Annotated in this window: 23 protein-coding genes; 4 read left to right on the top strand and 19 right to left on the bottom strand. The window is 68.6% G+C overall.

All coding sequences use genetic code 11. The features are described from left to right. The first annotated feature begins 1 nt into the window (after window position 1). Window positions 2–829: an inositol monophosphatase family protein gene (locus IE88_RS0109115; protein ID WP_031553389.1), complete on the top strand. Its 828-nt coding sequence runs from the start codon at window positions 2–4 to the stop codon at window positions 827–829. A 4-nt stretch (window positions 830–833) separates the two neighbouring features. Here the strand turns inward: IE88_RS0109115 and IE88_RS0109110 are convergent, their stop codons facing one another. Together IE88_RS0109110 and IE88_RS0109105 are read right to left on the bottom strand one after the other, a co-directional pair. Next, entirely contained in the window at window positions 834–2,213 is a 1,380-nt protein-coding gene (locus tag IE88_RS0109110; RefSeq protein ID WP_031553384.1) for a PleD family two-component system response regulator, read from the bottom strand. A gap of 43 nt (window positions 2,214–2,256) precedes the next feature. Then, a complete protein-coding gene (locus tag IE88_RS0109105; RefSeq protein WP_420330130.1) occupies window positions 2,257–2,658 on the bottom strand; it encodes a response regulator in 402 nt (133 codons plus the stop codon). A 92-nt stretch (window positions 2,659–2,750) separates the two neighbouring features. On the opposite strand from IE88_RS0109105, the gene IE88_RS0109100 reads away from it, so the two are divergent. After that, on the top strand, window positions 2,751–4,049 hold the full coding sequence (locus IE88_RS0109100; RefSeq protein WP_031553379.1) for a DNA polymerase IV: 1,299 nt from the start codon (window positions 2,751–2,753) through the stop codon (window positions 4,047–4,049). Next, window positions 4,046–4,501, top strand: a complete 456-nt coding sequence (locus IE88_RS0109095) for a RidA family protein (RefSeq protein WP_031553376.1) — start codon at window positions 4,046–4,048, stop codon at window positions 4,499–4,501. The genes IE88_RS0109100 and IE88_RS0109095 overlap by 4 nt, the downstream gene beginning before the upstream one ends. Here the strand turns inward: IE88_RS0109095 and IE88_RS0109090 are convergent. From IE88_RS0109090 to IE88_RS0109010, 17 genes are all read right to left on the bottom strand, one after another. After that, the gene (locus tag IE88_RS0109090; RefSeq protein ID WP_162178329.1) at window positions 4,448–5,647 is read right to left on the bottom strand and encodes a lipid-A-disaccharide synthase; all 1,200 of its coding nucleotides are present in this window, start codon (window positions 5,645–5,647) and stop codon (window positions 4,448–4,450) included. The two genes, IE88_RS0109095 and IE88_RS0109090, sit on opposite strands and share 54 nt — an antisense overlap. Further along, on the bottom strand, window positions 5,640–6,509 hold the full coding sequence (locus tag IE88_RS0109085) for an LpxI family protein (protein ID WP_031553367.1): 870 nt from the start codon (window positions 6,507–6,509) through the stop codon (window positions 5,640–5,642). Before IE88_RS0109085 ends, IE88_RS0109090 begins: the two co-directional genes overlap by 8 nt. A gap of 10 nt (window positions 6,510–6,519) precedes the next feature. Continuing rightward, on the bottom strand, window positions 6,520–7,317 hold the full coding sequence (gene lpxA / locus IE88_RS0109080; protein WP_238319290.1) for an acyl-ACP--UDP-N-acetylglucosamine O-acyltransferase: 798 nt from the start codon (window positions 7,315–7,317) through the stop codon (window positions 6,520–6,522). Between the two features lies 1 nt (window position 7,318). Next, window positions 7,319–7,840, bottom strand: a complete 522-nt coding sequence (fabZ, locus tag IE88_RS0109075; protein WP_081871564.1) for a 3-hydroxyacyl-ACP dehydratase FabZ — start codon at window positions 7,838–7,840, stop codon at window positions 7,319–7,321. Then, the gene (lpxD, locus tag IE88_RS0109070) at window positions 7,786–8,817 is read right to left on the bottom strand and encodes a UDP-3-O-(3-hydroxymyristoyl)glucosamine N-acyltransferase (protein WP_031553361.1); all 1,032 of its coding nucleotides are present in this window, start codon (window positions 8,815–8,817) and stop codon (window positions 7,786–7,788) included. The genes fabZ and lpxD overlap by 55 nt, the downstream gene beginning before the upstream one ends. A gap of 84 nt (window positions 8,818–8,901) precedes the next feature. After that, entirely contained in the window at window positions 8,902–9,492 is a 591-nt protein-coding gene (locus IE88_RS0109065) for an OmpH/Skp family outer membrane protein (protein ID WP_031553357.1), read from the bottom strand. Between the two features lie 107 nt (window positions 9,493–9,599). Next, a complete protein-coding gene (bamA, locus tag IE88_RS0109060; protein WP_031553354.1) occupies window positions 9,600–12,116 on the bottom strand; it encodes an outer membrane protein assembly factor BamA in 2,517 nt (838 codons plus the stop codon). A gap of 38 nt (window positions 12,117–12,154) precedes the next feature. Next, a complete protein-coding gene (gene rseP, locus IE88_RS0109055; RefSeq protein WP_031553350.1) occupies window positions 12,155–13,414 on the bottom strand; it encodes an RIP metalloprotease RseP in 1,260 nt (419 codons plus the stop codon). 44 nt (window positions 13,415–13,458) lie between these two features. Next, window positions 13,459–14,646 carry a 1-deoxy-D-xylulose-5-phosphate reductoisomerase gene (dxr, locus tag IE88_RS0109050; RefSeq protein WP_031553346.1) on the bottom strand — a complete coding sequence of 396 codons (1,188 nt, stop codon included), beginning with the start codon at window positions 14,644–14,646 and terminating at the stop codon, window positions 13,459–13,461. Window positions 14,647–14,687: 41 nt separating this feature from the next. Continuing rightward, window positions 14,688–15,575 (bottom strand): phosphatidate cytidylyltransferase, encoded by an 888-nt coding sequence (locus IE88_RS0109045; protein ID WP_051881791.1) that lies wholly within the window; start codon window positions 15,573–15,575, stop codon window positions 14,688–14,690. Between the two features lie 27 nt (window positions 15,576–15,602). Then, the gene (locus tag IE88_RS0109040) at window positions 15,603–16,355 is read right to left on the bottom strand and encodes an isoprenyl transferase (RefSeq protein ID WP_031553340.1); all 753 of its coding nucleotides are present in this window, start codon (window positions 16,353–16,355) and stop codon (window positions 15,603–15,605) included. 65 nt (window positions 16,356–16,420) lie between these two features. After that, window positions 16,421–16,972: a ribosome recycling factor gene (frr, locus tag IE88_RS0109035; RefSeq protein WP_031553337.1), complete on the bottom strand. Its 552-nt coding sequence runs from the start codon at window positions 16,970–16,972 to the stop codon at window positions 16,421–16,423. Window positions 16,973–17,040: 68 nt separating this feature from the next. After that, a complete protein-coding gene (gene pyrH / locus IE88_RS0109030; RefSeq protein WP_031553334.1) occupies window positions 17,041–17,766 on the bottom strand; it encodes a UMP kinase in 726 nt (241 codons plus the stop codon). Between the two features lie 81 nt (window positions 17,767–17,847). Further along, window positions 17,848–18,888, bottom strand: a complete 1,041-nt coding sequence (locus tag IE88_RS17330; protein ID WP_051881790.1) for a sugar-transfer associated ATP-grasp domain-containing protein — start codon at window positions 18,886–18,888, stop codon at window positions 17,848–17,850. Between the two features lie 23 nt (window positions 18,889–18,911). Then, a complete protein-coding gene (gene tsf, locus IE88_RS0109020) occupies window positions 18,912–19,841 on the bottom strand; it encodes a translation elongation factor Ts (protein WP_031553328.1) in 930 nt (309 codons plus the stop codon). Between the two features lie 122 nt (window positions 19,842–19,963). Continuing rightward, window positions 19,964–20,890: a 30S ribosomal protein S2 gene (gene rpsB / locus IE88_RS0109015; RefSeq protein WP_036766956.1), complete on the bottom strand. Its 927-nt coding sequence runs from the start codon at window positions 20,888–20,890 to the stop codon at window positions 19,964–19,966. Between the two features lie 162 nt (window positions 20,891–21,052). Beyond that, entirely contained in the window at window positions 21,053–21,409 is a 357-nt protein-coding gene (locus IE88_RS0109010) for a glycine zipper domain-containing protein (protein WP_036766955.1), read from the bottom strand. Window positions 21,410–21,590: 181 nt separating this feature from the next. On the opposite strand from IE88_RS0109010, the gene IE88_RS0109005 reads away from it, so the two are divergent. Then, window positions 21,591–25,151 (top strand): adenosylcobalamin-dependent ribonucleoside-diphosphate reductase, encoded by a 3,561-nt coding sequence (locus tag IE88_RS0109005; protein WP_036766981.1) that lies wholly within the window; start codon window positions 21,591–21,593, stop codon window positions 25,149–25,151. The last annotated feature ends 66 nt before the right edge of the window (window positions 25,152–25,217 follow it).

Below are 25,217 nucleotides of genomic sequence, written 5' to 3'. Positions count from 1 at the left end.
CATGCCCGACCAAGATCCCGATCGGCTCGACCGCATCGAGCAGGACGCCGCAGAGATCGCGCGCATCGCCGGGGCGGAGATCGAGACGGCCCTCGGCCGGGGCTTCGCCGTCGCCTACAAGGACAGCGGCCCCGAAAGCTTCCGCGACCCGGTCTCGGAGGTCGATCACGACGTGGAGCGCATCGTGAGGGCGAAGCTCGCCGAGGATTATCCCGGCCATGACGTGATCGGAGAGGAATCGCCAGAGCGTCCCGGCCTCGGCGAAGACTGGGCGTGGGCGATCGACCCGATCGACGGCACCTCCAACTTCGTCAACGGCCTGCCGCTCTTCGCGGCGACGATCGGCGTGCTGCATCGCGGCGTGCCCATGGCGGGCGCCGTCTGGTGCTCGGCGACCCATGCGCTGCGTCCCGGCGTCTATTCCGCGCGGCGGGGCAGCGGCTTGTCCTTCGACGGCATTCCTTACAGGAACCCGCCCAATCCGGCCGTGCGGCGCCGCCTGGCAGGCGTGCCGGACCTCGCAGATCCGGCGTCCCTGCCCTTCGATGGCCGGAAAACCGGCTCCGCGGCCTTGGAATGCGCTCTGGTGGCGGCGGGGCTCCTGCAAGGCGCGCGCTTCAAGCCGCTCAATCTGTGGGACGTGGCGGGCGGCGTCTGCCTCGCGCTCGCGGCGGGCTGCGAGGTCTGGATAAGGACCGGCGGCGGCTGGCAGCGTTTCGAGCGGTTCGAACCGATGAGCCGGGACGGCGGCGCGAAGGACCTTCGCGACTGGCGCGGCGAGATGATCCTCGGCAGCCGCGAAGCCGCGGACGCCATGCGTCGGCTCTGAGCAGTCAGGCCGCCCGCATCACCACGCGGTTCCGCCCTTCTTCCTTGGCGCGGTAGAGCGCGTCATCGGCGGCCTTGAGAAGGCTCTGCGGCGTTTCCTCGAAATCGTCGACGGCGAGGCTCGAGACGCCGATCGACGTCGTCACCGGCACTTCGCGGCCGTCATCGAGCAGAACGGAATCGCGGGCGACGGATTCGCGGACCCGCTCGGCGACGATCTGCGCGAAATTGTCGTCCGTCTCGGGCATGACGATCACGAATTCCTCTCCGCCATAGCGGCAGGCGAGGTCCACGCCGCGCACGGACAGGTGCAGCCGGCGCGCCGTCTCCTTCAGGACAGCGTCGCCGACCTCGTGCCCATAGGTGTCGTTGACCTGCTTGAAGTGATCGATGTCGAGGATCATGAGCGAAAGCGGGCGGTGATTGCGCCGCGCGTCCTTCATCATCCGCGGAAGCTGCGTTGCGAGATAGCGGCGGTTGTAGAGCCCCGTCAGCTGATCGGTGACGGCGAGTTCCAGCGTCTCGTGGAAGCTCGCCCGGAGATTCTCGATATAGCGGAGGCGCTTGAGCTGGGTGCGGATGCGGGCGGCGCATTCCTGCGGGTCGAGCGGGCGCATGATGTAGTCGTTCACGCCCATGTCGAGCGCGCGGACGAGCTTCTTCGTGTCCACGCTGCGCGCGATGGCGAGGATCGGCACCATCCGCGAATCCTCGAAGCTGCGCACGGCAGAGCACAGGCGGAGCGGATCGTAGCTCTCCATGCCCAGATCGACGAGGATCAGGCCGGGCGGATCCTCGCGCACGGTGGCAAGCGCGGCCCGCCCGTCGGAGACATAGTCGAATTCGCAGGTGGTGGGCAGCTCGGCGACGCCGCAAGCGAGCCCTTCGATCTCCGCCTCGTCGGTGATGACCATGACGCGGACATCCTCGTCGCCCAGCTCGTCCAGCGCGGCGGGCGTAATGACGCCGAGTTCCGTCCCTTGCGCATGGCGGTGACGCAGCTCGTCGGTCATCTGCTTGAGGCGGGTGAGGCTGCGCACGCGGGCGAACAGCGCCACGTCCTGCACCGGCTTGGTCAGGAAGTCGTCGGCCCCGGCGGTCAGTCCCGCCAGCCTGTCGGCCTGCTGGTCGAGCGCGGTGACCATGACCACGGGGATGTGGCAGGTCGCGCCGTCCTCCTTGAGCGCGCGGCAGGTCGCGAACCCGTCCATGCCGGGCATCATCACGTCCAGAAGCACGATATCGGGCTGATGGTCCCGCGCCGCCTCTATGGCCTCCTGGCCGGACAAAGCCGTGACGACCTCGAAATACTCGGCCCGCAGCTTGGCTTCGAGCAGCTTCACATTGGGCAGAAGGTCATCGACGACGAGGACGCGTGCTGTCATGGATCAACTCTCAACGCATGAGCGGAACCGGCTCGTCGAGAGGCTAGCCGAGATACCTTTTCACTTTCTCAAGAAACTCGACGACCGAGATCGGCTTGGCGAGATAGTCCTCGCAGCCGCCCGCGCGGATGCGCTCTTCGTCGGTCTTCATGGCGAAGGCGGTGACGGCGATGATCGGGATATGCGCGATCTCGGGATCGGCCTTCGCCTCGCGGGTGACGTCGAGGCCCGACTTTTCGGGAAGCTGGATATCCATGAGGACGAGGTCGGGACGATGCTGCTTGATCATTCCGAGCGCCTCGCCGCCATTGTCGGTCTGGATGACGCCATACCCCTGGGTTTCGAGGAGATCGTGGAAGAGCTTCATGTTGAGCTCGTTGTCTTCCACGATGAGGACGGTCTTCTGGGGCTCGCCGTTTCTCGCCGTGCTGCTCATGTCGCTCATGCCTCGTCGCGCAGACGGAGGGGCCGAAGACTCTCCGCTTCTCTTCGCGTTTGCTAAGGGATGTAGGTTAATCCGCAGTTGACCGTAACCCGATGCCGCCAAACCCCGCTCTTTGCCGAGACTGCGACTGGCACGGCGCCGCCGGCGAGCGCTGTCCCGCCTGCGGATCGCGCCGCCTCCTGCGGCACGAGGAGCTGTTCGCGCTCTCGGTCGCGCATCTGGATTGCGACGCCTTCTTCGCCGCCGTTGAGAAGCGCGACGACCCGGGCCTGGCCGACCGGCCCGTGGTGATCGGCGGCGGGCGCAGGGGCGTGGTCTCCACCGCCTGCTATGTCGCGAGGACCTATGGCGTCCGCTCGGCCATGCCGATGTTCCAGGCGCTCAAGCTCTGCCCGGATGCGGTGATCGTGCGTCCGCGCTTCGAGGCCTACAAGGAAGCGGCCCTCCTGATCCGCGAGGAGATGGCCGCGCTGACGCCTCTCGTGCAGCCGGTCTCGATCGACGAGGCCTATCTCGACCTGTCGGGCACGCACGCGCTTCACGGGAGGCCGCCCGCGGCCTCCCTCACCCGCCTCGTGCGCAGGATCCGCGAAAGGGTCGGCATCGACGTCTCGATCGGCCTCAGCCACAACAAGTTCCTCGCCAAGACCGCCTCGGACCTCGACAAGCCGCGCGGCTTCGCCGTCATCGGCAGGGCCGAGGCGCCTGGATTCCTTGCAAAGCAGCCGCCGGGCTTCGTTCGCGGCGTCGGCGCGTCCTTCGCAGCGAAGCTTCAGCGGGACGGCATCGCCACCCTCGCCGACGTGCAGGCGCTCGGCGCGGCGGAGATGGCGAAGCGCTACGGCGAGCACGGGCTGCGCCTGCACCGCCTCGCCTTCGGCCGCGACGACCGGCCTGTAAGCACCGAGCGCGAGACCAAGAGCATTTCTGGCGAGACGACCTTTTCGGGCGACATCACGGACCGGGCCGCCCTGGAGGACAAGCTCTACGCCATGGCGCAGAAGACGGCGCGGCGCGCGCGGGAGAAGGCCTTGGCCGGGCGCGTCGTCACGCTGAAGCTCAAGACGAACCGCTTCCGCTCGCTTACCCGTCGGCGGACGCTGGGCGTGCACACGGACGTCGCCCGCATCATCTATCAGACTGGCCGGGCCCTGCTGCGCGAAGAGGTCCCCGGCGCCGTCTCCGCCACCCCCTATCGCCTCATCGGCATCGGGCTGTCCGATCTGGCTCCGGCCGAGGTGATGGACAGGGACTTCGCCTTCCCCGAAGAGCAGCGTCGAATGCGGCGGCAGGAAGATGCGCTGGCCGCGCTGAGGGCCCGCTTCGGCGAGGATGCCATCGGCACGCTGCGCGACGCCCGCATACGATTCGAAAGGAAGACGCCCGAATGAACCCGATCGACCAGAGACTGAAGAGCCTGAACATCGCGCTGCCCGAACCTGCCGCGCCGGTGGCGTCCTACAGGCCCGCGCGCGCCGTGGGAGGTCTCCTCTATGTCTCGGGCCAGCTGCCCTTCCGGGATGGCGCGGTCGTCACCGGACGCCTCGGCGACAGCCTCGGCACGGAAGAGGGCGCAGCGGCCGCGCGGCTCTGCGGCCTCATGCTCCTCGCGCAGGTCCGCGCGGCCATCGGCTTCGAGCACCTCGCCTCCTGCGTGAAGCTCGGCGGCTTCGTCGCCTGCACGCCGGATTTCACCGACCACCCCTCAGTGATCAACGGCGCATCGGACCTGATGGCCGAGGTGCTCGACGAGGCCGGGCGGCATGTCCGCTTCGCCGTCGGCGCGCCGTCACTGCCGCTCGGCGCCTGCGTCGAGGTGGAGGCGATCTTCGCCCTGCAATAAGGCCGCGATCTCTCCGGCGGCGCGGTCCGCCGCGCGGCCGGGGCCCAGGAGCTGCGGCAGCACGCGCCGGAACATGGATAGCTGGCGCCGCCGCGCCGCATCGTCCGTGAAGAGCCGCACGATGTCCGCCGTGAGCTGCTCGGGCGTGCAGCTGTCCTGGAGGCGTTCGGGGATCACCCGCTCGCCGGCCGCGACGTTGAGAATGGTCACGGTGTCGGTGATCAGCACGCGCTTCGCCCACGCCTCCGTCAGCGCACCGACCTTATAGGCGACGACCATCGGCGTGCCGCACATGGCGAGCTCGGTCGTGACCGTGCCCGATGCCGCGATCGCGGCATCGGCGGCGTCGAAGGCGTCGAACCGCTCTTCGGGACCGACCACGAGCGGCGGGCGCGCCCAGTTCCGCGCGTGATCGCGCACCAGGGCCTCGACGGCCGGCGCGGCGACGATCACGGGCCTGAGCCCCGGCACGTCCCTTGCCGAAGCGTCGCTCGCATCCGCGAAGATATCCAGAAGGCGGCTCGCTTCGCCCTTCCGGCTGCCCGGCAGCACGGCGAGGAGCGGCGCGCCGTCGAGGCCGTGGCGGGCGCGGAAGGCCGGGCCGGATCGCGGCGTGCGCGAGACCGCCTCGAAATTCGGATTGCCGACGAAGACCGCGCGTGTGCCTTCCGCCTCGAAGAGCGGCGGCTCGAAGGGCAGGAGCGCGAGGACGAGATCGAAGAGGTCCCGGACTGCCCGGGTCCGCCCCGGGCGGGAGGCCCAGACCTGCGGCGCGGCCAGCTTGACCCGTTTCGTTGCGGGGGACGTCCTGCCGAGCGCCTGCGCGGTCAGGCGGGAGAAGCCCCAGGCATCGATCAGCACGGCGGCGTCGGCCCCTTCGCTGCGCGCGAGCCTTGCGAGCTCCGCCGCCCGCCGCTTCGCCTGTGGCACGGCCCGCAGCGCGTCGCCGAGCCCCATGACGCAGAGCGGAGCCGTGTCGAAGGCCGAGGAAAAGCCCGCCGCAGCCATGGCGGCCCCGCCGCAGCCGACGAATCTCGCGCCCGGCAGCCGCGCGCGCAGCGCTTCGAGAAGCTCCGCACCGATGGCATCGGCCGACGGTTCGACCGCGCTCAGGAGCAGCGTCGGGGCGCGGGACTGTTCAGCCATCGAATTCGGCCGGCAGGAAGCCATAGAGGAAGAGGCCGCCTTCATCGGCGAGCTCGACCGCGCGGTCCTTGTCGACCAGCAGGGCGGATCCTGCCTCGACCGCGATCCCGGAAAGCCCGGCCGCCAGCGCGCGCCGCACGGTTTCCGGCCCGATGGTCGGCAGATCGACGCGCAGCTCCTGTCCGGGCTTCGGCCGCTTGAGAAGCACGCCGCGCGGGCCCTCCGCCTCGTCCGGCTCGAGGCCGCGCATGCTCGCCGGAAGCTCCGCGCAGCGGGCCAGCATCCTGTCCGTGCCTTCCGCCGCCTCGATCGCCAGAACGAAGCCGTTGCAGACCACCGCCCCCTGTCCGACATCGAACTGTCCGAGCGCGGCGACGATCGCCGCGGCCTTGGCCGCATCGCGCAGGTCCGCCTCCGCCGGCGCGTGCCGGCCCAGCGGCCCCTGCGGCACGGCGAGGCCGCTCGACACTTCTTCTGCGCCGATCACGAGGAACCCCTCCGCCTCGAAGGTCTCGACGAGGACGTCCAGAAGGGCGCCATCGCCCCGCCTGGCCGCGGCCACCACCTTCGGCAGGAGGGCGGCGCCGCGCCAGTCGGGCTTCAGAGCAGCGAAGTTCGGCCTGCGGACGGTGCCGGCCATGACGACGGCGTCGCAGTCCTCGTTCTTCAGGACACGCACGATCCGGCCGAGCTCTCCGAGGCCGCACTCCTCGCCGCCGAAGCGCGCCGTCGCTTCGTCCGCATAGCCCGACAGCCGGATCATGGCGAAGGGCGCGCCGGCCGCGGCGCAGCCCTCGGCCACGCGGGCGGGCAGGTTCCCCCCGCCCGCCAGGATGCCGAGCTTGTTCCACCGCCTCTCCACGCGCCGCTCCTCAGCGCTCCGGAAGGCAGAGGGCCCGGTCGGCATCGGCCCGCATGAAGTCGACGATCTGCATGACCTCCGGCACGTCGCCATAGATCTTGGCGGCCTCGGCGATGCGCTCCTCGAGCGTGCCCTCGCGCGCGAACAGCATCCGATAGGCGGCCCGCACGGCGTGGATCGTCTTGCGCGGCATGCCGCGCCGCTTCATCCCGACGATGTTGAGCCCTTCGAGGCGGGCATGGTTCCCGACGACGGTGCCGTAGGGAATGACGTCCCGCGTGACGATCGCGCCGCCGCCGACAAAGCTCGACGGGCCGATGCGGCTGAACTGATGGATCGCACAGAGCCCGGAAAGAAAGGCGTAATCGCCGATCGTGATGTGGCCGCCCAGGGTCGCATTGTTCGCCATGATGACGTGATCGCCGAGAACGCAGTCATGGGCGACATGGGCGCCGACCATGAAGAGACCGTCATCGCCGACCCGCGTCTCCCCATGCCCCTGCACCGTGCCGGGATGCATGGTCACGTGCTCGCGGATCTGGTTCCGCCTGCCGACGATCAGCGTGGTCGGCTCGCCCTTATAGGCGAGGTGCTGGGGCGGCGAGCCGAGCACGGCGAAGGGATAGATCTCGGTGCCCTCGCCGACGGTCGTATGCCCCAGAACCGTCGCATGCGGATGGAGCTTCACCCCGTCATGCAGCGTGACGTGAGCGCCGACATGGCAGAAGGGCGCCACCTCGACGCCCTCGCCGATTCTCGCGCCCTCCTCGACGATGGCGCGGGGGTGGATGCCGGGGCGGCCTTCCACCCTATTTCGGCTCCGTCAGCATGGCGCCGAATGCGGCTTCGGCGACGAGCTTGCCGTCGACCATCGCCTTGGCCTCGTATTTCCATACGGGGGGGCGCCGATTGGTGACGGTGACGTGGATCCTCAGCTGGTCGCCGGGCGTGACGGGACGGCGGAACTTGGCCCTGTCCACGCCCATGAAGAGGACGACCTTGCCCTCCGTGTCCACACCATCGGCATAGGCCGTATAGGCAGCGGCGGTCTGCGCCATCGCCTCGATGATCAGGACGCCGGGCATGACCGGCATCTGGGGGAAGTGGCCTTCGAAGAAGGGCTCGTTGACGGTGACGTTCTTGACGCCGACCGCGCCGCCGCCGCGGGTGATGTCGACGATCCTGTCGACCATCAGCATGGGATAGCGATGGGGCAGTATGCCCTTGATGTCGCCGATCGTCAGGTCGTCAAGACGCTCGTTCTCGCCGTCAGCGCTCACTTGCTTCTCCCTTTTGCCAGCCGCGACAGAGCGGCGGTTTCCTTCATCCATTCGCGCGCGGGCCGGGCCGGAATGCCGCCCCAGCGCTCGCCCGCGGGCACGTTGCGCATCAGGCCGGCCTTGGCCGCCACGACCGCACCCTCGCCGATTTCGATATGGTCCGCCATGCCCGCCTGGCCGCCGATCATCACGCCGTCGCCGATCGTGACCGAGCCCGAAATGCCGGTCTGGCTCGCGATCAGGACATTCCTCCCGATGCGGCAATTGTGCGCGACCTGGCAGAGATTGTCGATCTTGGTGGCAGAGCCGATCTCGGTATCGCCGAGCGTGCCGCGGTCGACGCAGGAATTCGCGCCGATCTCGACCCGCTCGCCAAGGATGACCCGGCCGAGCTGCGGGACGGCCAGCGGCCCCTCCTCGCCCGCGGTATAGCCGAAGCCCGCCTCGCCGATGCGCACGCCCGCCGAAAGAACGCATCCGGCGCCCAAGACCGCATGGGTGACGCTGGCATGGCTGCCGATGCGGACATCCGCACCCAGAACGACGCCGGGGCCGATCAGCGCGAAGGGTCCCACCACGGCGCCGTCATGGACCAGCGCGCCCGCGCAGATGACGGCCGAGGGCGCGATTTCGGCCGTCGGCGCGATCCGCGCCTGCGGGTCGATACCCGCAGCGGGCGGCATGGCCTCCATCCGGCTGACATGGAGCGCGCCGGCGAGCCGCGCGAATGCGGCTCTGGGCGCATCGGTCAGCCCCAGGCTCGCTTCGGGAAAGCAGGAGCGGACCTCCCGCTCCGCCGCAGGGACCGTCAGGATCAGGGAGGGCGTTCCCGATGCCGCCGCGATCGCTCTGGCATCTTCGAGGAAGACGACGCCGCCAAGCGCCGTATCCTGCGGGCCGGCCGCATGGGTGACGGCGCTGCGCCCCGCCCCCTCATGGAAGGCCGCGCCGGCTCTTTCGCATGCCTCTTCTGGCGGCATCGGATCCGCCGTCAGGAAGAAGCGGTCATCTGGAGCGGAGCGCGGCATGTCGGTCCTCTAGCGGATGCGGCTCCTCATGCGAAAGGCCGGGCGCGCGGCCCGGCCTTTTCTGGAAGCGCGCTGGATCGGCGCTTACTGCTGTTGCTGCTGGGCCGCCGCGGCGCGGGCCTGGGCGATCAGGTCGGGCTTGGTGACCTTGATCGTGGCGACCTGCTGGTCGAGCGCGGCGATCACTTCGTCGGTGATGTCGGCATCCTCGTCGAGCCAGGCGACGTCGACGCGGCGAAGGACGACCTTGGCGCGGCGCTTCTTGGCGATCTGCTCGACGATGGGCTCGACCCGCTGGCTGAGCTGTTGCAGCGCGGCGGCTTCGGCCTGCGCGATCTCGGCTTCCTTGATCTGGCCGAGGCGCTGGGTGCCCTGCTGCTTGGCCATCAGGGCCTGGGCGCGTTTTTGCAGGTCTTCCTGGCTCATCGAGTCCTTGGACGCCTGAAGAGCCTGTCCTTCGTTCTGGAGCTTCTGGGCCTCGCCCTGCATCTCGGCGGAGGCGGTCTGCGCGAGCGCCTGAATCTGGCTGGCGATCGACTGGCCGGCCTTGGAATTCTGGACCAGCTCGCCCTGGTTGAGCACCAGCACGTCCATCTTCTGTGCGAGCGCTGCACTGTTCAGTCCCGTCAGCGCGAGAGCCGCGGCGGCGACGGCAAAGAGGCGGTGAAGACGCATGATATTTCCTCGGGGTTGCCCTGTGGCGGCAGTACATGCCGCGATGTGCTGCGCGACGCTAGTCCACCGGACTGATTTGTCCGGTGAAACTTTGCCCATTCTCTGGCCTAGAACTGCCGTCCCGCCGAGAAGCGGAAGAACTGGTCCTCGTCGTATTCTTCCTGCTTGATCGGGTGGGCGAGGTCGATCTGGACCGGGCCGAAGGGCGAGTTCCAGTTGACCGACACGCCCGCCGTGGCCCGCAGCGAGAAATCGTCCTGCACCGGCGCCTCGAAGATGCCGTCGCGGTCATAGTCCACCCAGCGGCTCAGATCGTTGTTGAGGAGCTTGTCCTCCTCGTCGACGATGCCGACGGCGCCGAAGTCGGAGAAGAGCGAGGCGCGGATGCCGTATTGCTGCGGCAGCGGCACGGGAATGGCGATCTCGACCGTGCCGATCGCCTGCGCCTTGGCACCGATCGCGCGGTCGAAGCCGTTGGAGTCGAAATAGCGCGGGCCCACCCCCGCCACGTCGAATCCGCGAAAGCCTCTATTGCCGCCCACGAAGAAGCGGTCGTTGAGCCGGACCGTGTCGTCGCCGAAGCCGTCGATATAGCCGATATTGAGCTTGAGCGCCCCGATGAAGTCATAGGGCAGCGGGCGATAGACCGCCCCATTCGCCACCGTGCGCAGATATTGCACGTCGCCACCCGCGCCCGCGAAGGTCTGCCCGAAGGAGGCGCGGAAACCGCGGCTCGGCACGATGGGATCGTTGCGGCGGTCGAAATTGAGGACGTAGCCGACCTGGGAGGTGAGGAACTCGCCGCGGCTTTCGCAGGTCGGATCGACGCTGAGCGCGATGAAGTCGCAGCGGTCGGCCAGGATCTGCTGGTCCTGCAGCACCTCGAAATCGGCGCCGGGAATGAGGACGTCCTCCACGGTCTGGTCGGGCTGGAGCGTGAAGGTCGTCTGCTGGTCGAACTGGATGTCGTCATTGCGCAGCTGATAGCTGAGCCCGAGGCGCCCGAAATCGGATACGGGGAAGCCGACATTGACGCCGCCGCCCAGCGAATCGGCGACATAGCCCGCCTCCTCGAAATCGGTGCGGTTCGCGAAGGCGGTGAAACCGGCCAAGAGATTGCGGTCGAGGAAGCGCGGCTCGGTGAAGCGCACCTGAGCCCGCCGTGTCCGCGAGGAGGCCGACAGATCGAGGAGCAGGTACTGCCCCTTGCCGAGCAGGTTGCGCTGCTCGACCTGCATGTTGACGATGAACCTGTCCGCCGAGCTGATGCCGCCGCCGACCTGGAAGGAACCCGTCGGCTGCTCGGTGACCGCGACGTCGAGCACGGTGCGGTCGGGCGCGGAGCCCGGCAGTTCCTCCACGCTGACATCGGAGAAATAGCCGAGGCCGCGGACCCGGCGTTCCGACCGGTCGAGCAGCACGCGGTTGAAGGCGTCGCCCTCGGCGAGGCGCATCTCGCGGCGGATCACCCGGTCGAGCGTCTGCGTGTTCCCGCGGATGTCGATGCGCTCGACATAGACGCGCGGGCCTTCATTGACCTCGAAGGTGATGTCGACCGTCTGCGTCTCGGGGTTCCGCGTCAGGCGCGGATTGACCTCGACGAAGGCATAGCCCGCGATTCCCGTCGCATAGGTGATGGCCTCCTCGGCGTTCTCGATCAACTCCGAGTTGAACTGCTGCCCGGTGCGGATCGGGATCGAGCGCTCGAGGCCTTCGCCGGAGACTTTGGACAGGGTGGTGCGCACATCCACCCGGCCGAATTCGTATTGCGGGCCCTCTTCGACCGTGAAGGTGATGAAGAAGTCTTCCCGGTCCGGCGTCAGCTCGGCCACGGCGGAGGTCACCGAGAAATCGGCATAGCCGTTCTTGGTGTAGAATTCGCGCAGGAGCTGCCGGTCGTATTCGAGGCGGTCCGGGTCGTAATTGTCGTTCGACTCCAGGATGTTCCACCAGCGGCTTTCGGCGGTCAGAACGGCATCGCGGAGCTGGGCGTCGGTGAAGGCCTCATTGCCGAGGAAGTTGATCTTGGCGACGCCGGTCTTCGGCCCCTCCTCGATCTCGAAGATGACGTCGACCCGGTTCTGGGGAAGCTCGACGATCTTGGGCGTCACCGTCGCCCCGAACCGGCCAGAAGCGCGATAGATGGCGAGGATGCGCCCGACATCGGCCTGCACCTTGGCCTGGGTGTAGATCGAGCGGGGGCCGAGCTGCACCTCCTCCTCGAACTTGTCTTCCTTGGTGCGCCTGTTGCCCTCGTAGATCACCCGGTTGACGATCGGGTTCTCGCGCACCTGCACCTGGAGGATGCCGCTTTGCTGGTCGAAGACGATCTGCGCGTCGGCGAAGAGGCCGGTCGCGAAGAGCGCCTTGAGCGCCGCGTCGATCGAAAGCTGGTCGACGGGCTGCCCCGCCTGCAGCGGCAGATAGGAGCGCACGGTCTCCGCCTCGATCCGCTGATTGCCGGCGACGAGTATGCGCTGGATGATCGGAGCCTGCTGGGGCACCGCCTGCTGCTGGGCGAGCGCCTGCTGGGGCTGGGCTTCCTGAGCGTGAGCGCCGCCATAAAGAGCGCTGCCGCTCAGCATCAGGGCTGCGGCCAGCGCGCGAGTGCCGTTGGTCGTCATGTGTTGCATTCGCCTTTGAAATTCCTGCCCGACGGCCCTCAGAGTAGGCCGATCACGTCGTTCACGACGACGAAGACCATGAGTGAGCCCACCATGGCCAGTCCGATCCTGAAACCGAAGCCCTGCACGCGTTCCGAGAGGGGCCGTCCTGCCACGGCTTCGTACGCGTAGAACATGAGGTGGCCACCGTCCAGAACCGGGACCGGCAGCAGGTTGAGGAAACCGATCGAGACCGAGATGAGCGCCGCGAGCTGAAGGAAGTTCGCCCCCGAGGTCACGAGCTTCTCGCGCAAGGTCAGCTCGACCGGCGCCTTGAAGCCAGAGCTTGCGGCCTGTCCTGCGAACTGCGCGATCTTGACCGGCCCGCCGAGCTGGCGCGGATCCTCCCGCCCGGTCACGATCCGGCCGAGATAGGTCACGCTGGTCTCAAGGACCGTGCCCACCTCCTCGATGCCCTCGCCGACCGCTTCGAAGGGGCCGTAGCGCTCACGGCCGACGCTGCCGCCGCTGCCGATGCCGAGGCGGCCCGCGCGTATTTCGTTGCCGAAGGCGTCGGTCTGGACTTCCCGGCGCGGCGTCGCCTCGAAGGCGAGGACCTCGCCATCGCGCTCGACCTCGAAGGTGAGCGTGGTGCCCGAAGACAGCCGCACGCGGTTCGACATGTCGGTGAAGGTCTCGACCCGCCGCCCGTCTATGGTGAGGATGCGGTCGCCGGGCGCGAAGCCCGCCTCTTCGGCGGCCGAGCCCTCGACCACCGTGCCGACGACCGGCTCGATATAGGGGCGGCCGAACGCCATGAAGAGGCCCGCGAAGAGCACGACCGCCAGAACGAAGTTCGCGAAGGGCCCGGCCGCCACGACGGCGGCGCGCTGCCAGACCGGCTTGAAGTGGAAGCAGACCGCCTTCTCCTCGTCGGTCAGCACCGCCTCGAGCTTATCGCGCTCCGAGCCGAACTGCGTGGTCCCGCGCGCCGGTTCCGCTTCGGCGGGGCTCAGCTCCGAGCCGACCGCCATGCTGCTGCCCTCCGCCCTGCCCGCCGAAGCGGCATTGGCGTCGCCGAAGAACTTCACATAGCCGCCGAGCGGAATGCCGCTGATCTTCCAGATGGTGCCGTGGCGGTCGCGCCAGCTCCTGAGCGCCGGGCCGAAGCCGATCGAGAAGGCCTCGACGCGGATGCCGCAGAGGCGCGCGACCTTGAAGTGCCCGTATTCGTGCACGAAGACGATGAGCGGCAGCAGGACGCTGAACGCGAGAAGCGCGATCAGAATTCCCGTACCGGTGGATAGTAGCTCCGCCATGCCTGTCGCCGCCTTGACTTCCCAGCCGTCCGCTCCGGCGGCGGTCAGCCCCGGAGCCCTTCGATTCTCTCGCGGGCCGTCCGGCGCGCGCTCGCATCGGCGGCGAGAACCGCCTCGAGATCGGTCGAGGCGTCATTGCCGCGTTCGCGATCGAGACAGTGTTCCGTGACGTGGCAGATGTCCAGAAAACGAAGGTGACCTTCTAGAAACGCGGCGACGGCGACCTCGTTCGCGGCGTTGAGGACCGCCGGCGCGCGCCCGCCCGCCGCCAGCGCCTCGCGCGCCAGGCGAAGCGCGGGAAACCGCTCCTCATCGGCGGGCTCGAAGGTCATCGTGCCGACACGCGCGAGGTCGAGGGGAGCCGCGCTCGTCGGCACCCGGTCGGGCCAGGCGAAGGCAGAGGCGATCGGGATGGTCATGTCCGGCGTGCCGAGCTGGGCCAGGGTCGAGCCGTCGACATAGTCGACCAGCGAATGGATGACCGACTGGGGATGAACCAGCACCTCGATCTTCTCGTGCGGCACGGGAAACAGGAACGCCGCCTCGATCCGCTCGAGCCCCTTGTTCATCATGGTCGCGCTGTCGACCGAGATCTTCGCGCCCATCGACCAGTTGGGATGCGCCACCGCCTCCTCCGGCGTGACATCCGAAAGGCTTTCGAGATCGCGCGTCCGGAAAGGGCCGCCCGAAGCGGTCAGCACGATGCGGCGCACCCGCTCGGGCCGCGCCCAGTCGAAGACCTGGAAGATGGCATTGTGCTCGGAGTCGACCGGCAGCAGGCGCCCGCCGCCCCGCTTCATCGCCGCGAGGACGGCATCGCCGGCGCAGACGAGGCATTCCTTGTTGGCGAAGGCGACATCCGCCCCGCGCTCGGCCGCGGCGATCAGGGGCTGAAGGCCCGCGACGCCGACCACGGCCGCCATCACCCAGTCCGCGTCCCGCCGCCCCGCCTCGATCACCGCCTCGGGCCCGGCGGCGGTCTCGATGCCGGTCCCTGCGAGCGCCTCTGCGAGCTTCTCGCCCGCGGCCTCGTCGGCGCAGGCGGCGAAATGCGCCCGGTGCTGAAGGGCCAGCTCCGCCAGCCGTTTCCAGTTGGTGTGGGCGGTGAGGGCGACGACTTGCGCCTGCGCCTCTCCCTTCGCTCTGAGATCGGCGAGCAGGGCGAGGGTCTGCTCGCCCACCGAGCCCGTCGCGCCCAGCACCGTCACCTTGCGCGGAAGACCGCTCGTCATGCTTCGCCTTTCGCCAGCTTCCACGCGCCCGGCGCGCCGTGTCAGGCGTTCTGGCGGAGGAGAACGAGGATGGCCAGCGCGATCGCGGCGAAGAGGAAGCCGTCCAGCCGGTCGAGCACGCCCCCATGCCCCGGGAAGGCCGAGCCCGAATCCTTGACGCCGTATGTGCGCTTGAGCTGGCTCTCGGAGATGTCGCCCGCGATCGAGGCGAGGCTGAGGGCCACGCCCACCAGCGCCCAGTACCACCACGGGGCGAGGCCGCCGAAGACCGCGATCAAGGCCGCCACGACCGCGCCGGTCAGAACGCCGCCCGCCGCGCCCGACCACGTCTTGCCGGGCGAGATGCGGGGAATGAGCTTGGGCCCGCCGATCGTCTTTCCGAAGGCATAGGCGCCCGAATCGGCGCCCCAGACGACCGCGAACAGGAGCACGGTGAGCTTGAGCCCAACCTCTGGCTGCTCGCGCAGCCACAAGGTCGCGATGGCCGGCACGATCAGATAGAGCGCCCCGACGGCCGCCCAGGAATCGGGACTGCGCTGGGGCCATTCGAGTATGGTCGCGAGGATGCCGCCGACGAATGTCGCGGCGAGGGCGCTGTAATACTGGCCGTTCGCGGCGAAGACCACAGCCACGATGGCGGTCAGCGAGAGCGCGTAGAACCCGCGCGAGAACTCCGCCTGGCGCACGAGGCGCGTCCATTCGAAGATCAGGAAGATCGTCATCGCCGCGATCACCGCGGCATAGAGCCGCCCGCCGACCCAGATCGCGCCGAGCGCCAGCGGGATCAGCAGCAGCGCTGTCCCCACCCGTGGGGCGAGGCTGCCGAAACGCGCAAGCGGGCCACGCCGCGTCTTCGGGTCGGTATGAGGGGGCTGGGTGTCGATGATCCTGACGAAAGAGAAATGCTCGGGGCCGTTCTGCCTGCGCACGGAGCGCGCGTCAAAGGGGCAGTTGGTTCAGCCCGCCTCCTCCGCCTCTCTCCTGCCGCCATAGCGGCGCTCGCGGCGCCGATACTGGTCGACCGCGTCGAGGAACTCCTCCCGCCCGAAATCGGGCCAGTAGCAGTCCAGGAACACGAATTCCGCGTAGGCGGCCTGCCAGAGGAGGAAATTCGAGATCCGCTGCTCGCCGCTCGTGCGGATGACGAGATCCGGGTCGGGGGCGTCGGAGGTGTCGAGCGCGCCCGTCAGCGCCGCTTCGTCGATCGCTTCGGGATCGAGCTCTCCCCCGGCCGCCTGGCGCGCCAGCTTGGCCGCCGCGCGCACGATCTCGTCGCGGCCGCCATAGTTGAAGGCGATCTGGAGGGTCTGCCCGGTATTCTGCCGCGTGCGCGCCTCCGCATCCTCGACCAGCTTCCCGAGGCCATCGGGCAGCGTCCTGCGGTCGCCGAGGATCCGCACCCGCACGCCCTCCTCGGCCAGCTTGGCGAGGTCCTCCTCGAAGAAGCGCCGCAGGAGGCCCATGAGGTGGCGCACCTCCCAGTCGGGCCGGTTCCAGTTCTCCGTCGAGAAGCTGTAGAGGGTGATGTGGCTGAGGCCGAGATCGCGGGCGGTCTCGACCGCGCGGCGCGCGGCCTCCACGCCCTGCTGATGGCCCTCGAGCCTCGGCACGCCCCTCTCCTTCGCCCAGCGGCCATTGCCGTCCATGATGATGGCGACATGGCGCAGGGGCCGTGCCGCCGCCTCGTCGGACGGGCCGCCGGCGAACATCCGTCCGGCATGTTTTCGGAGAGTGGCGGACAAGGGCGCCTCCGGCTTGGGGAGAGGGCGGACCCTCAGACCTGCATGATCTCTTCTTCCTTGACCGAATGCATGCGGTCGACTTCCTTGATCTTGTCGTCCGTCAGCTTCTGGACCTGATCCTGGAAGCGTTTCTGGTCGTCCTCGGGAATGTCGTCGGCCTTCTTGATCTCGTCCATGCCGTCGCGGCGGATATTGCGGATCGCGACCTTGGTGCTCTCGGCGTATTTGCCGGTCATCTTGGCGAGGTCCTTGCGCCGCTCCTCGGTCATGGGCGGCATGGGCACGCGGACGGTCTGCCCGTCGGTGACCGGGTTCAGGCCGAGGCCGGATTCGCGGATCGCCTTTTCGACCGCGCCGACGAGGCCCTTGTCCCAGACCTGCACCGAAAGCGTGCGCGGATCGGGCACGCCCACCGTGCCCACCTGGTTGAGCGGCATGTCCGAGCCATAGGCATTGACCGTCACGGGCTCGAGCAGCGACGCCGTGGCGCGGCCCGAGCGCAGGCCGGCATATTCGGTCTTGAGCGACGCGAGCGCGCCGTCCATCCGCTTTTCGAGTTCCTTGAAATCGGGTCCGTCGGCCATGTTGCGTCTCCTGCGCTGAAATCTTTCCGCGCCCTTACAACGGCGCGGCCCCTCGTGGGAACAGGCGGCTACTGCGCGCTGTCGCTGCCCCCGACCACGGTATGCTGCCCTGCGCCCGTCAGCGCGCCCTCTATGCCGTCCTTGAGGCTGAAGACGACGATGGGAATGCCGTTCTCGCGGGTCAGGCTGATCGCGGCCTGGTCCATCACCTTGAGGTCGCGGGCGAGAACCTCGTGATAGCTGATCGCGTCGAAGCGGGTGGCGTCGGGGTCGGTCTTGGGATCGGCGGTATAGATGCCGTCGACCTGCGTGCCCTTCATCAGGGCGTCGCAGCCCATCTCGGCCGCGCGCAGCGCAGCGCCCGTATCGGTCGTGAAGAACGGATTGCCCGTGCCGGCAGCGAAGATGACCACCCTGCCCTTTTCGAGGTGCCGCAGCGCGCGGCGGCGGATATAGGGCTCGCAGACGCTGGTCATCTCGATCGCGGACATGACGCGGGTATGCACGCCCAGCGCCTCGAGGCTGTTCTGCACGGCGAGCGCGTTCATCACGGTCGCCAGCATGCCCATATAGTCGGCCGAGGCGCGCTCCATTCCCGAGGCCGCCATGGACAGCCCGCGGAAGATATTGCCGCCGCCGACGACGAGGCAGACCTCGACGCCCATCTCGCGCGCCGCCTTCACCTGGCGCGCCACGCGTTCGACAGTGGGCAGGTCGATGCCGAACTCGCCGTCGCCCATCAGGGCCTCGCCCGAAATCTTGAGAAGGACGCGCTTGTAGAGGGCTTGGGTCATGGTCGGGGTCTCGTCAGGGCTCCGGGCGGGCGATAGCAGCCGCCAGCGCGCGATGGAAAGGCCCCGGAGGCGCCGAAAGCCTCAGAGGCGCGCGGCGGCCTCGGCCCGCCGCGCCCTCCCGGCCCCGATCACGCCGTGGGAGCGCAGGAAACGGCGCACCTCCGGATCGAGAAGCCAGGGCGTGTGCATCTGGATGAGGTTCGGGTTCGGCAGGACCACATTGACCTCGATCAGGACCGGGCCATCCTGTGTCACGGCGATATCCCAGCCCGCATAGGAAAGGTCCGGGAAGGCGCGCATGCAGCGCAGCGCCATCCTGCGGACAGCCTGCCAGTCGGGGACGGCGACGCCCTCGATCCGCGCGCCCGTATCGGGATGGGTGGCCGAGACCGTGCGCTGCCTTACGCCAAGGCCGAGCACGGCCCCGCCGAGGCGTCCCGTCTCCGGGTCGATGCCCGCGACGACGCCGCCCGATTTGAAATTGTCCGTGGGCGCTGAGATTCGCGTTCCGAACCGGTGGGCCGCGCCGAGGAACAGCACATCCGCTTCTCCCGCCGCCCGGCCCGTCAGGATACGGACAGTTCCGAGCGCGCCGGGGAAGATCGCCTGGCCATAGGGATGCGGCTCCAGCGCCGCTTCGAGAAGATAGGTGCCGCTTCGCGGAAGCGCTTCGCCCGGAGCGAGCCGCAGGACACCGCGCCCGCCGCTGCCGCGCAGGGGCTTTGCGATGATCGCCTCTCCTTGCGGCTCCTGCGCGCCGGGCAGGCGGACATGCGCGCCGTCGACCGACAGGCCGAGCAGCGTCGGCAGGGGCGTGTTCGGAGCCTGCACGGGCAGGATCGCATGCGCGGCCAGCTTGTCGGTCAGGAGCTGGCGCCAGCTCCTGGGGTTGAGCATGCGCAGCGGCCCCTCGATCTCCACGTCGGAGAGAAAGGCGTCGGGGCCGTATCTGTCGAAAGGATAGAGGCGGCGGCGATTGGAAAGGAAGCCGCGCGAGACGAGCTCGCGGTCGAACCGCAGGCCGTTGGTGCGAAGCTCGGTCCGCAACAGGCCCTTGGCCAGATTGAACCGGCCTTCGAGGCCGGTCCGGAACGCGCTCAGGCGGGCGGCCGGGTCACGCATGGCGCGCTCCGGCCGCCGCCCGCTTACTCGCCCTTGGAGAGGCTGGCGACTTCGGCGGCGAAGTCGTCTTCCTGCTTCTCGATGCCTTCGCCGAGCTCGAAGCGCAGGAAGCCGGTCAGCTTCACTTCGGCGCCCGCATCGCCCTTTGCGTTGGCGACGACATCCTTGATCTTGGTCTCGCCGTCGATGACGAAGACCTGCTCGAGGAGAACGCTCTCCTCGTAGAACTTGCGCAGGCGGCCCTCGACCATCTTGTCGATGATGTTCTCGGGCTTGCCCGACGCGCGCGCCTGCTCGGCCAGCACGGATTTCTCGCGCTCGACCGCGGCCGGGTCGAGGCCATCGATGTTCAGCGCCTGCGGACGCGCGGCGGCGACATGCATGGCGATCTGCTTGCCGAGCGCCTGCAGCGCCTCGTCAGAGCCTTCGCTCTCGAGGGCGACCAGAACGCCGATCTTGCCGGCGCGATCCGTGATCTGCGTGTGCAGATAGGGCACGACGGCGCCCTTGGAGACGGAGATCGTGTCGGCGCGGCGCAGGCTCATATTCTCGCCGATCGAGCCGACCATCTCGGTGATCTGCTCTTCGACCGTGCGGTCCTTGCCGGGGTATTGCGCGGCCTTGAGCGAGGCGGTGTCGGCCTCCTTCTCGACGGCGAGGTCGGCGACGGTGCGGACCATGTTCTGGAAGGTCTCGTTGCGCGCGACGAAGTCGGTCTCGGCATTGACCTCGACGAGGCTGCCCTTGGTGCCGTCGACGGCATAGGCGACGAGGCCGTCGGCGGCGGTGCGGCCGGCCTTCTTGGCGGCCTTGCTCAGGCCCTTCTTGCGCAGCCAGTCGACGGCGGCTTCGACGTCGCCATCGGTTTCCTTCAGCGCGGCCTTGCAGTCCATCATGCCGGCGCCGGTCTTCTCGCGCAGGTCTTTGACCATCGAGGCGGTGATCGCGGCCATGGGGTCTCTCCTAATTGGAAACGGGTTGTCCCGGGTGCGGGATGCGGAACGGCCCGCGAGGATCGCTCGCGGGCCTTTGGGAGTCATATGGGGACGGGGTCAAGCCCCCGCCCTGCCAAAGCTCAGACGGCCTCGTTGGCCTTCTCGTCCATCTGCTCGGCCTTCGCCTCTTCGGCGGCGGGCGTCGCGACGGTTCCGGCTTCGGACGGCGCCTCGGGGGCGGTGGCGGCTTCCTGCGTCGCCGCTTCGCCGGGCTGGCCTTCGGCCGGGGTCACGCCTTCGCCTTCGCCTTCGGAGGCGAGGAGCGCGCTTTCCTCGGGCAGCTCCTCGAGCTCGCCGAGGTCCTGACCCATGGCGATCTGGCTGGCGCCGAGGCCTTCGATGACGGCATCGGAGACGAGATTGGTGTAAAGGGCGATGGCGCGGCTGGCGTCGTCATTGCCGGGGATGACCATGTCCACGCCGTCGGGCGAGCAATTGGTGTCGACCACGGCGACGACGGGAATGCCGAGCTTGCGCGCTTCCTGGATCGCGATCGCCTCTTTCTTGACGTCGATCACGAACATCAGGTCCGGCAGGCCGCCCATGTCGCGAATGCCGCCGAGCGAGAGCTGGAGCTTCTCGTATTCGCGCTGGAGGTTCAGCTGCTCTTTCTTGGTGAAGCCGTGGCCGTCGCCTTCGAGGATCTCCTCGATCTCGCGCAGGCGCTTGATCGACTTGGACACGGTTTCCCAATTGGTCAGCGTGCCGCCGAGCCAACGATTGTTCATGTAGTACTGGGCGCAGCGCTGGGCGGCCTCTGCCACGGGCTGCTGGGCCTGGCGCTTGGTGCCCACGAAGAGCACGCGGCCGCCGCCGGCCACCACGTCGCGCACCTTGACCAGCGCCTGGTGGAGGAGCGGCACGGTCTGCGACAGGTCGATGATGTGGACGCCGGAGCGCTCGCCGAAGATGAAGGAGCGCATTTTCGGGTTCCAGCGATGGGTCTGGTGGCCGAAATGCACGCCCGCTTCGAGGAGCTGGCGCATGGAGAATTCTGGCATGCTCATGATGCGTGTTTCCTTCGGTTAAGCCGCCGCGGGGAGAGGGAAGCGAACCGTTCGCCACCGAAGTTATGAGCCCCCCGCGTGGGGAATGCGCAGCCCTATAGGCGCGAAGTCCCGCCCGCGCAACGCGCGAGCGGGACTTTTGCGGAAACGAAAGGAGGCGCCTCAGCGCGTGCGGAGGTCGCCGTTCTCCCAGTATGTGGCGCCGGTGCGGCGATCGACCGTGTAATAGCGGCCTGCCGTGCGGTCGTAATGGACCTCCTCGTCGCGCCGCGCCTCATAGGTTCCGCTGCGGCCTCTTTGCCTGTCACCATAGGCCGCGCCGCCGATCGCGCCCGCGGCCGCGCCGATCGCCGCCCCGGTCTTGGCGTCGCCATCGCTCACATTGTTGCCGATCACCGCGCCGGCGAGCCCGCCAAGGGCCGCCCCGCGCGCCGCATCGCCGCCTGCGCCGCCGCCGGTGACGCAGGCCGTCAGCAGCAAAGGCGCCGCAAGAGCAGGAAGAATTCTTCTCTTGGTCACGATCCCTCTCCTTTCGGTCCGTCTGTCGCTCGAGCGCGAATTGGGAGAAGCATATGGGCGGTTTCACGGCGGCGCCCCACACAGTTTGGTAAAGCGCGGGGCTGAAATCATCGGCCGGGAGGCCTTCGCGGCGGCGGCGAAGCAGGCCTATATGGGGGTTCCGCCGCCCGACGAGCCCATCATGTCCGACGCCGCCATCCCCCGCCTCTTCTCCGATCCGGCACGATCCGTCCCTTATTCTGAGCGGCGCGCGACCCGCGCCAGGAGCGGCCAGGGCGCGGTCGAAGAAGAAACGGTGAGCGTGCCCGAAGGCTGGAGCCAGGTCGCCACCGACATCCTGGCGTCGAAATATCTGCGCAAGGCGGGCGTGCCTTCGGCCAGCCTGCCCGTGGACGAGGACGGGGTGCCGGACTGGCTGCGCCGCGCAGCGCCTGCCGAGGGCGCGGATCTGGGCGGCGAGGACGACGCGCGGGCCGTCTTCGAGCGCATGGCGGGCGCCTGGACCTATCATGGCTGGAAACAGGGCCTCTTCGCCGAAGAAGACGAGGCGCGAGCTTTCCGCGACGAGCTCGTCGCCATGCTCGAGCAGCAGGTGGCCGCGCCCAATTCGCCCCAATGGTTCAATACGGGGCTCAGCTGGGCTTACGGCATCGCCTCTTCGGGCGGCGGCCACTACCGCTTCGACGAGGGGGCGGGCGAGGTCGTCGAGGTGACGGACGTCTATGCCCATCCCCAGCCCCATGCCTGCTTCATCCAGTCCGTGCAGGACGACCTGGTCGGCCAGGGCGGGATCTTCGACCTGATCACGCGAGAGGCGCGGCTGTTCAAATACGGCTCCGGCTCGGGCTCGAATTTCTCAGCCCTGCGCGCCGAGGGCGAGCCGCTGGCCGGCGGCGGGGTCAGCTCGGGGCTCCTCAGCTTCCTCAAAGTGGCCGATGCGGCGGCGGGCGCGATCAAGTCGGGCGGGGTCACGCGCCGCGCGGCCAAGATGGTGATCGTCGATGTCGACCATCCCGATATCGAGGACTTCATCGGCTGGAAGGCGAAAGAAGAGCGCAAGGTCGCTGCCCTCGTCGCGGGCTCCGTGGTCACGAAGCGCCATCTGCGCGCGCTCTTCGCCGCCGTATCGGGCGAGGACAGAGACCGGCTCGACCCCAAGAAGAACGAGACGCTGAGCCGCGTCCTCAAGGCCGCGCGCCGCGACGGCGTGCCCGGCGGCGTGATGGCCCGCGCCCTCTCGCTCGCAAGCCAGGGCGCGACCGGTATGCCCTTCGAGGAATACACCTCCGGCTGGGACGACGAGGCCTATAGAAGCGTCGCCGGGCAGAACGCGAACAATTCGGTGCGCGTCGGCGCGGACTTCCTCGACGCGGTGGAAAGCGGCGGCGAATGGTCCCTCACCCGCCGCACCGACGGGAGCGTCGTGCGCACCGTGCCCGCGCGCGAGATCTGGCAGTCGATCGGCGAGGCCGCCTGGGCCTGCGCCGATCCGGGGCTGCAATTCCACGACACGATCAATGACTGGCACACCTGTCCCGCCGACGGCGAGATCACGGGGTCCAATCCGTGCTCGGAATACATGTTCCTCGACGACACGGCCTGCAATCTCGCCTCGGTCAACCTCCTGAAGTTCCTGCGCGAGGACGGCAGCTTCGACACGGAGAGCTTCCGGCATGCCTGCCGCCTCTGGACCATGGTGCTGGAAATCTCCGTCGGCATGGCCTCCTATCCCTCGCGCGCCATCGCCGAGCGGTCCTACGCCTATCGCACGCTCGGCCTCGGCTTCGCCAATCTCGGCGGCCTCCTGATGTCGGCGGGCCTGCCCTATGATTCCGAGGAAGGCCGGGCCGCGGCGGGCGCGATCACCGCGCTGATGACGGCGACCGCCTATGAGACGAGCGCGGGCATGGCCGAGCGCCTCGGGCCGTTCGCGCGCTATGAGGCCAACAAGGAGGGCGTGCTGCGCGTGCTGCGCAATCATGCCGCCGCGGCCGGCGCGGGCGAATGGGACCGGCTCGGCCGCCGCCCCGACCCGCTCGATGCTGAGGCCGTTCCCTTCGCGGGGCTGGCGGACGCCGCGCGCGATGCCTGGACCCGCGCCGTCTCGGCCGCCGAGGCGCATGGCGTGCGCAATGCGCAGGTCTCGGTCATCGCGCCGACGGGGACGATCGGCCTCGTCATGGATTGCGACACGACCGGGATCGAGCCCGATTTCGCGCTGGTGAAGTTCAAGAGCCTGGCGGGCGGCGGCACGATCCGCATCATCAACGCTTCCGTTCCCCGCGCCCTCGAAACGCTCGGCTATGACGAGGCGCAGATCCGCGACATCGTCACCTATGCCGTCGGCCAGGGCACGCTGGAGCACGCGCCGGGCGTCAGCTTCGACGGCCTTCGCGAGGAAGGCTTCGGCGAGGCCGAGATCGAGAAGCTGCGCGCGGCGCTGAAAGAGGCCTTCGACATCTCCTACGCCTTCACGCCCGAGGTCCTGGGCGAAGGCTTCCTGCGCAAGACGCTCGGGCCCGCCTACGATCCCGGCCAGTCGGGCTACAGGACGCTTCGCGACCTGGGCTTCTCGGACGAGGACGTGCACGCGGCGAACCTTTATTGCTGCGGCACGATGACGACCGAGGGGGCGCCGCACCTGCTGGTCGACCACTATGCCGTCTTCGACTGCGCGAACCGCTGCGGCCGGGTCGGCACGCGGGCGCTGTCGGTCGATGCGCATATCGACATGATGGCGGCCTGCCAGCCCTTCGTGTCGGGCGCGATCTCCAAGACCGTGAACCTGCCCGCCACGGCGACGGTCGATGACTGCCTGCGCACCTATCGCGGCGCGCATGAGCGGGGCCTCAAGGCGGTGGCGCTGTACCGGGACGGCTCCAAGCTCAGCCAGCCCCTGACCGGTGCGCTTCTGGCGAGCGAGGACCTGGAGGCGGAGGACCTCATCGATGCGCCGGCCGCCGAGAAGGCGCGGGTCTTCGCCGAGCGCGTGGTCGAGAAGGTCGTCGAGCGGGCGCCGGGGCGAAAGCGCATGCCCGACCGCCGCAAGGGCTACATCCAGAAGGCCATTGTGGGCGGGCACAAGGTCTATCTTCACACCGGCGAGTTCGAGGATGGCGAGCTCGGCGAGATCTTCGTCGACATGCACAAGGAAGGCGCCGCCTTCCGCTCCCTCATGAACAATTTCGCCATCGCCGTGTCGCTCGGCCTGCAATACGGCGTGCCGCTCGAGGAGTTCATCGACGCCTATCTCTTCACCCGCTTCGAGCCCGCGGGGCCGGTGCAGGGCAATGACCGGATCAAGAACGCGACCAGCATTCTCGACTATATCTTCCGCGAACTCGCGATCAGCTATCTCGGCCGCTCCGATCTCGGCCATGTGCCCGAAGGCGACGACGCCACGGGGCTCGGCCTCGGCGTGAAGGCCGAGGGCGTGCAGGAGGAGGCGCAGCGCCTGATCTCCAAGGGCTTTTCGCGCAGCCAGGTGACGGACAATCTCGTCGTCCTGCGCGGCGGCGATTTCGACCGCATGCGCGCCGAGCGCAGCGGCGGCAAGGAAGAGGCGCCTGACGAGGCCGCGACGCCGCGTGGGCGCCTCGCCGAGCCCCGCTCCGCCCGCGAAGAGGCGCAAATCAAGGGTTATGAGGGCGACGCCTGCCCCGATTGCGGCCAGTTCACCCTGGTCCGCAACGGCACCTGTTTGCGCTGCGACAGCTGCGGGGGGAGCACGGGCTGCAGCTGAGGACGGCGCAGCCCGCCGCGAAGACTTGATCTTAAGGCCACGAGCGTAAGGCCCCCGCGAAATTCC

The sequence above is a fragment of the Parvularcula oceani genome (genome assembly GCF_000733125.1).
GTDB lineage: Bacteria > Pseudomonadota > Alphaproteobacteria > Caulobacterales > Parvularculaceae > Parvularcula > Parvularcula oceani.
This window is presented reverse-complemented; position numbering and strand designations above follow the sequence as displayed.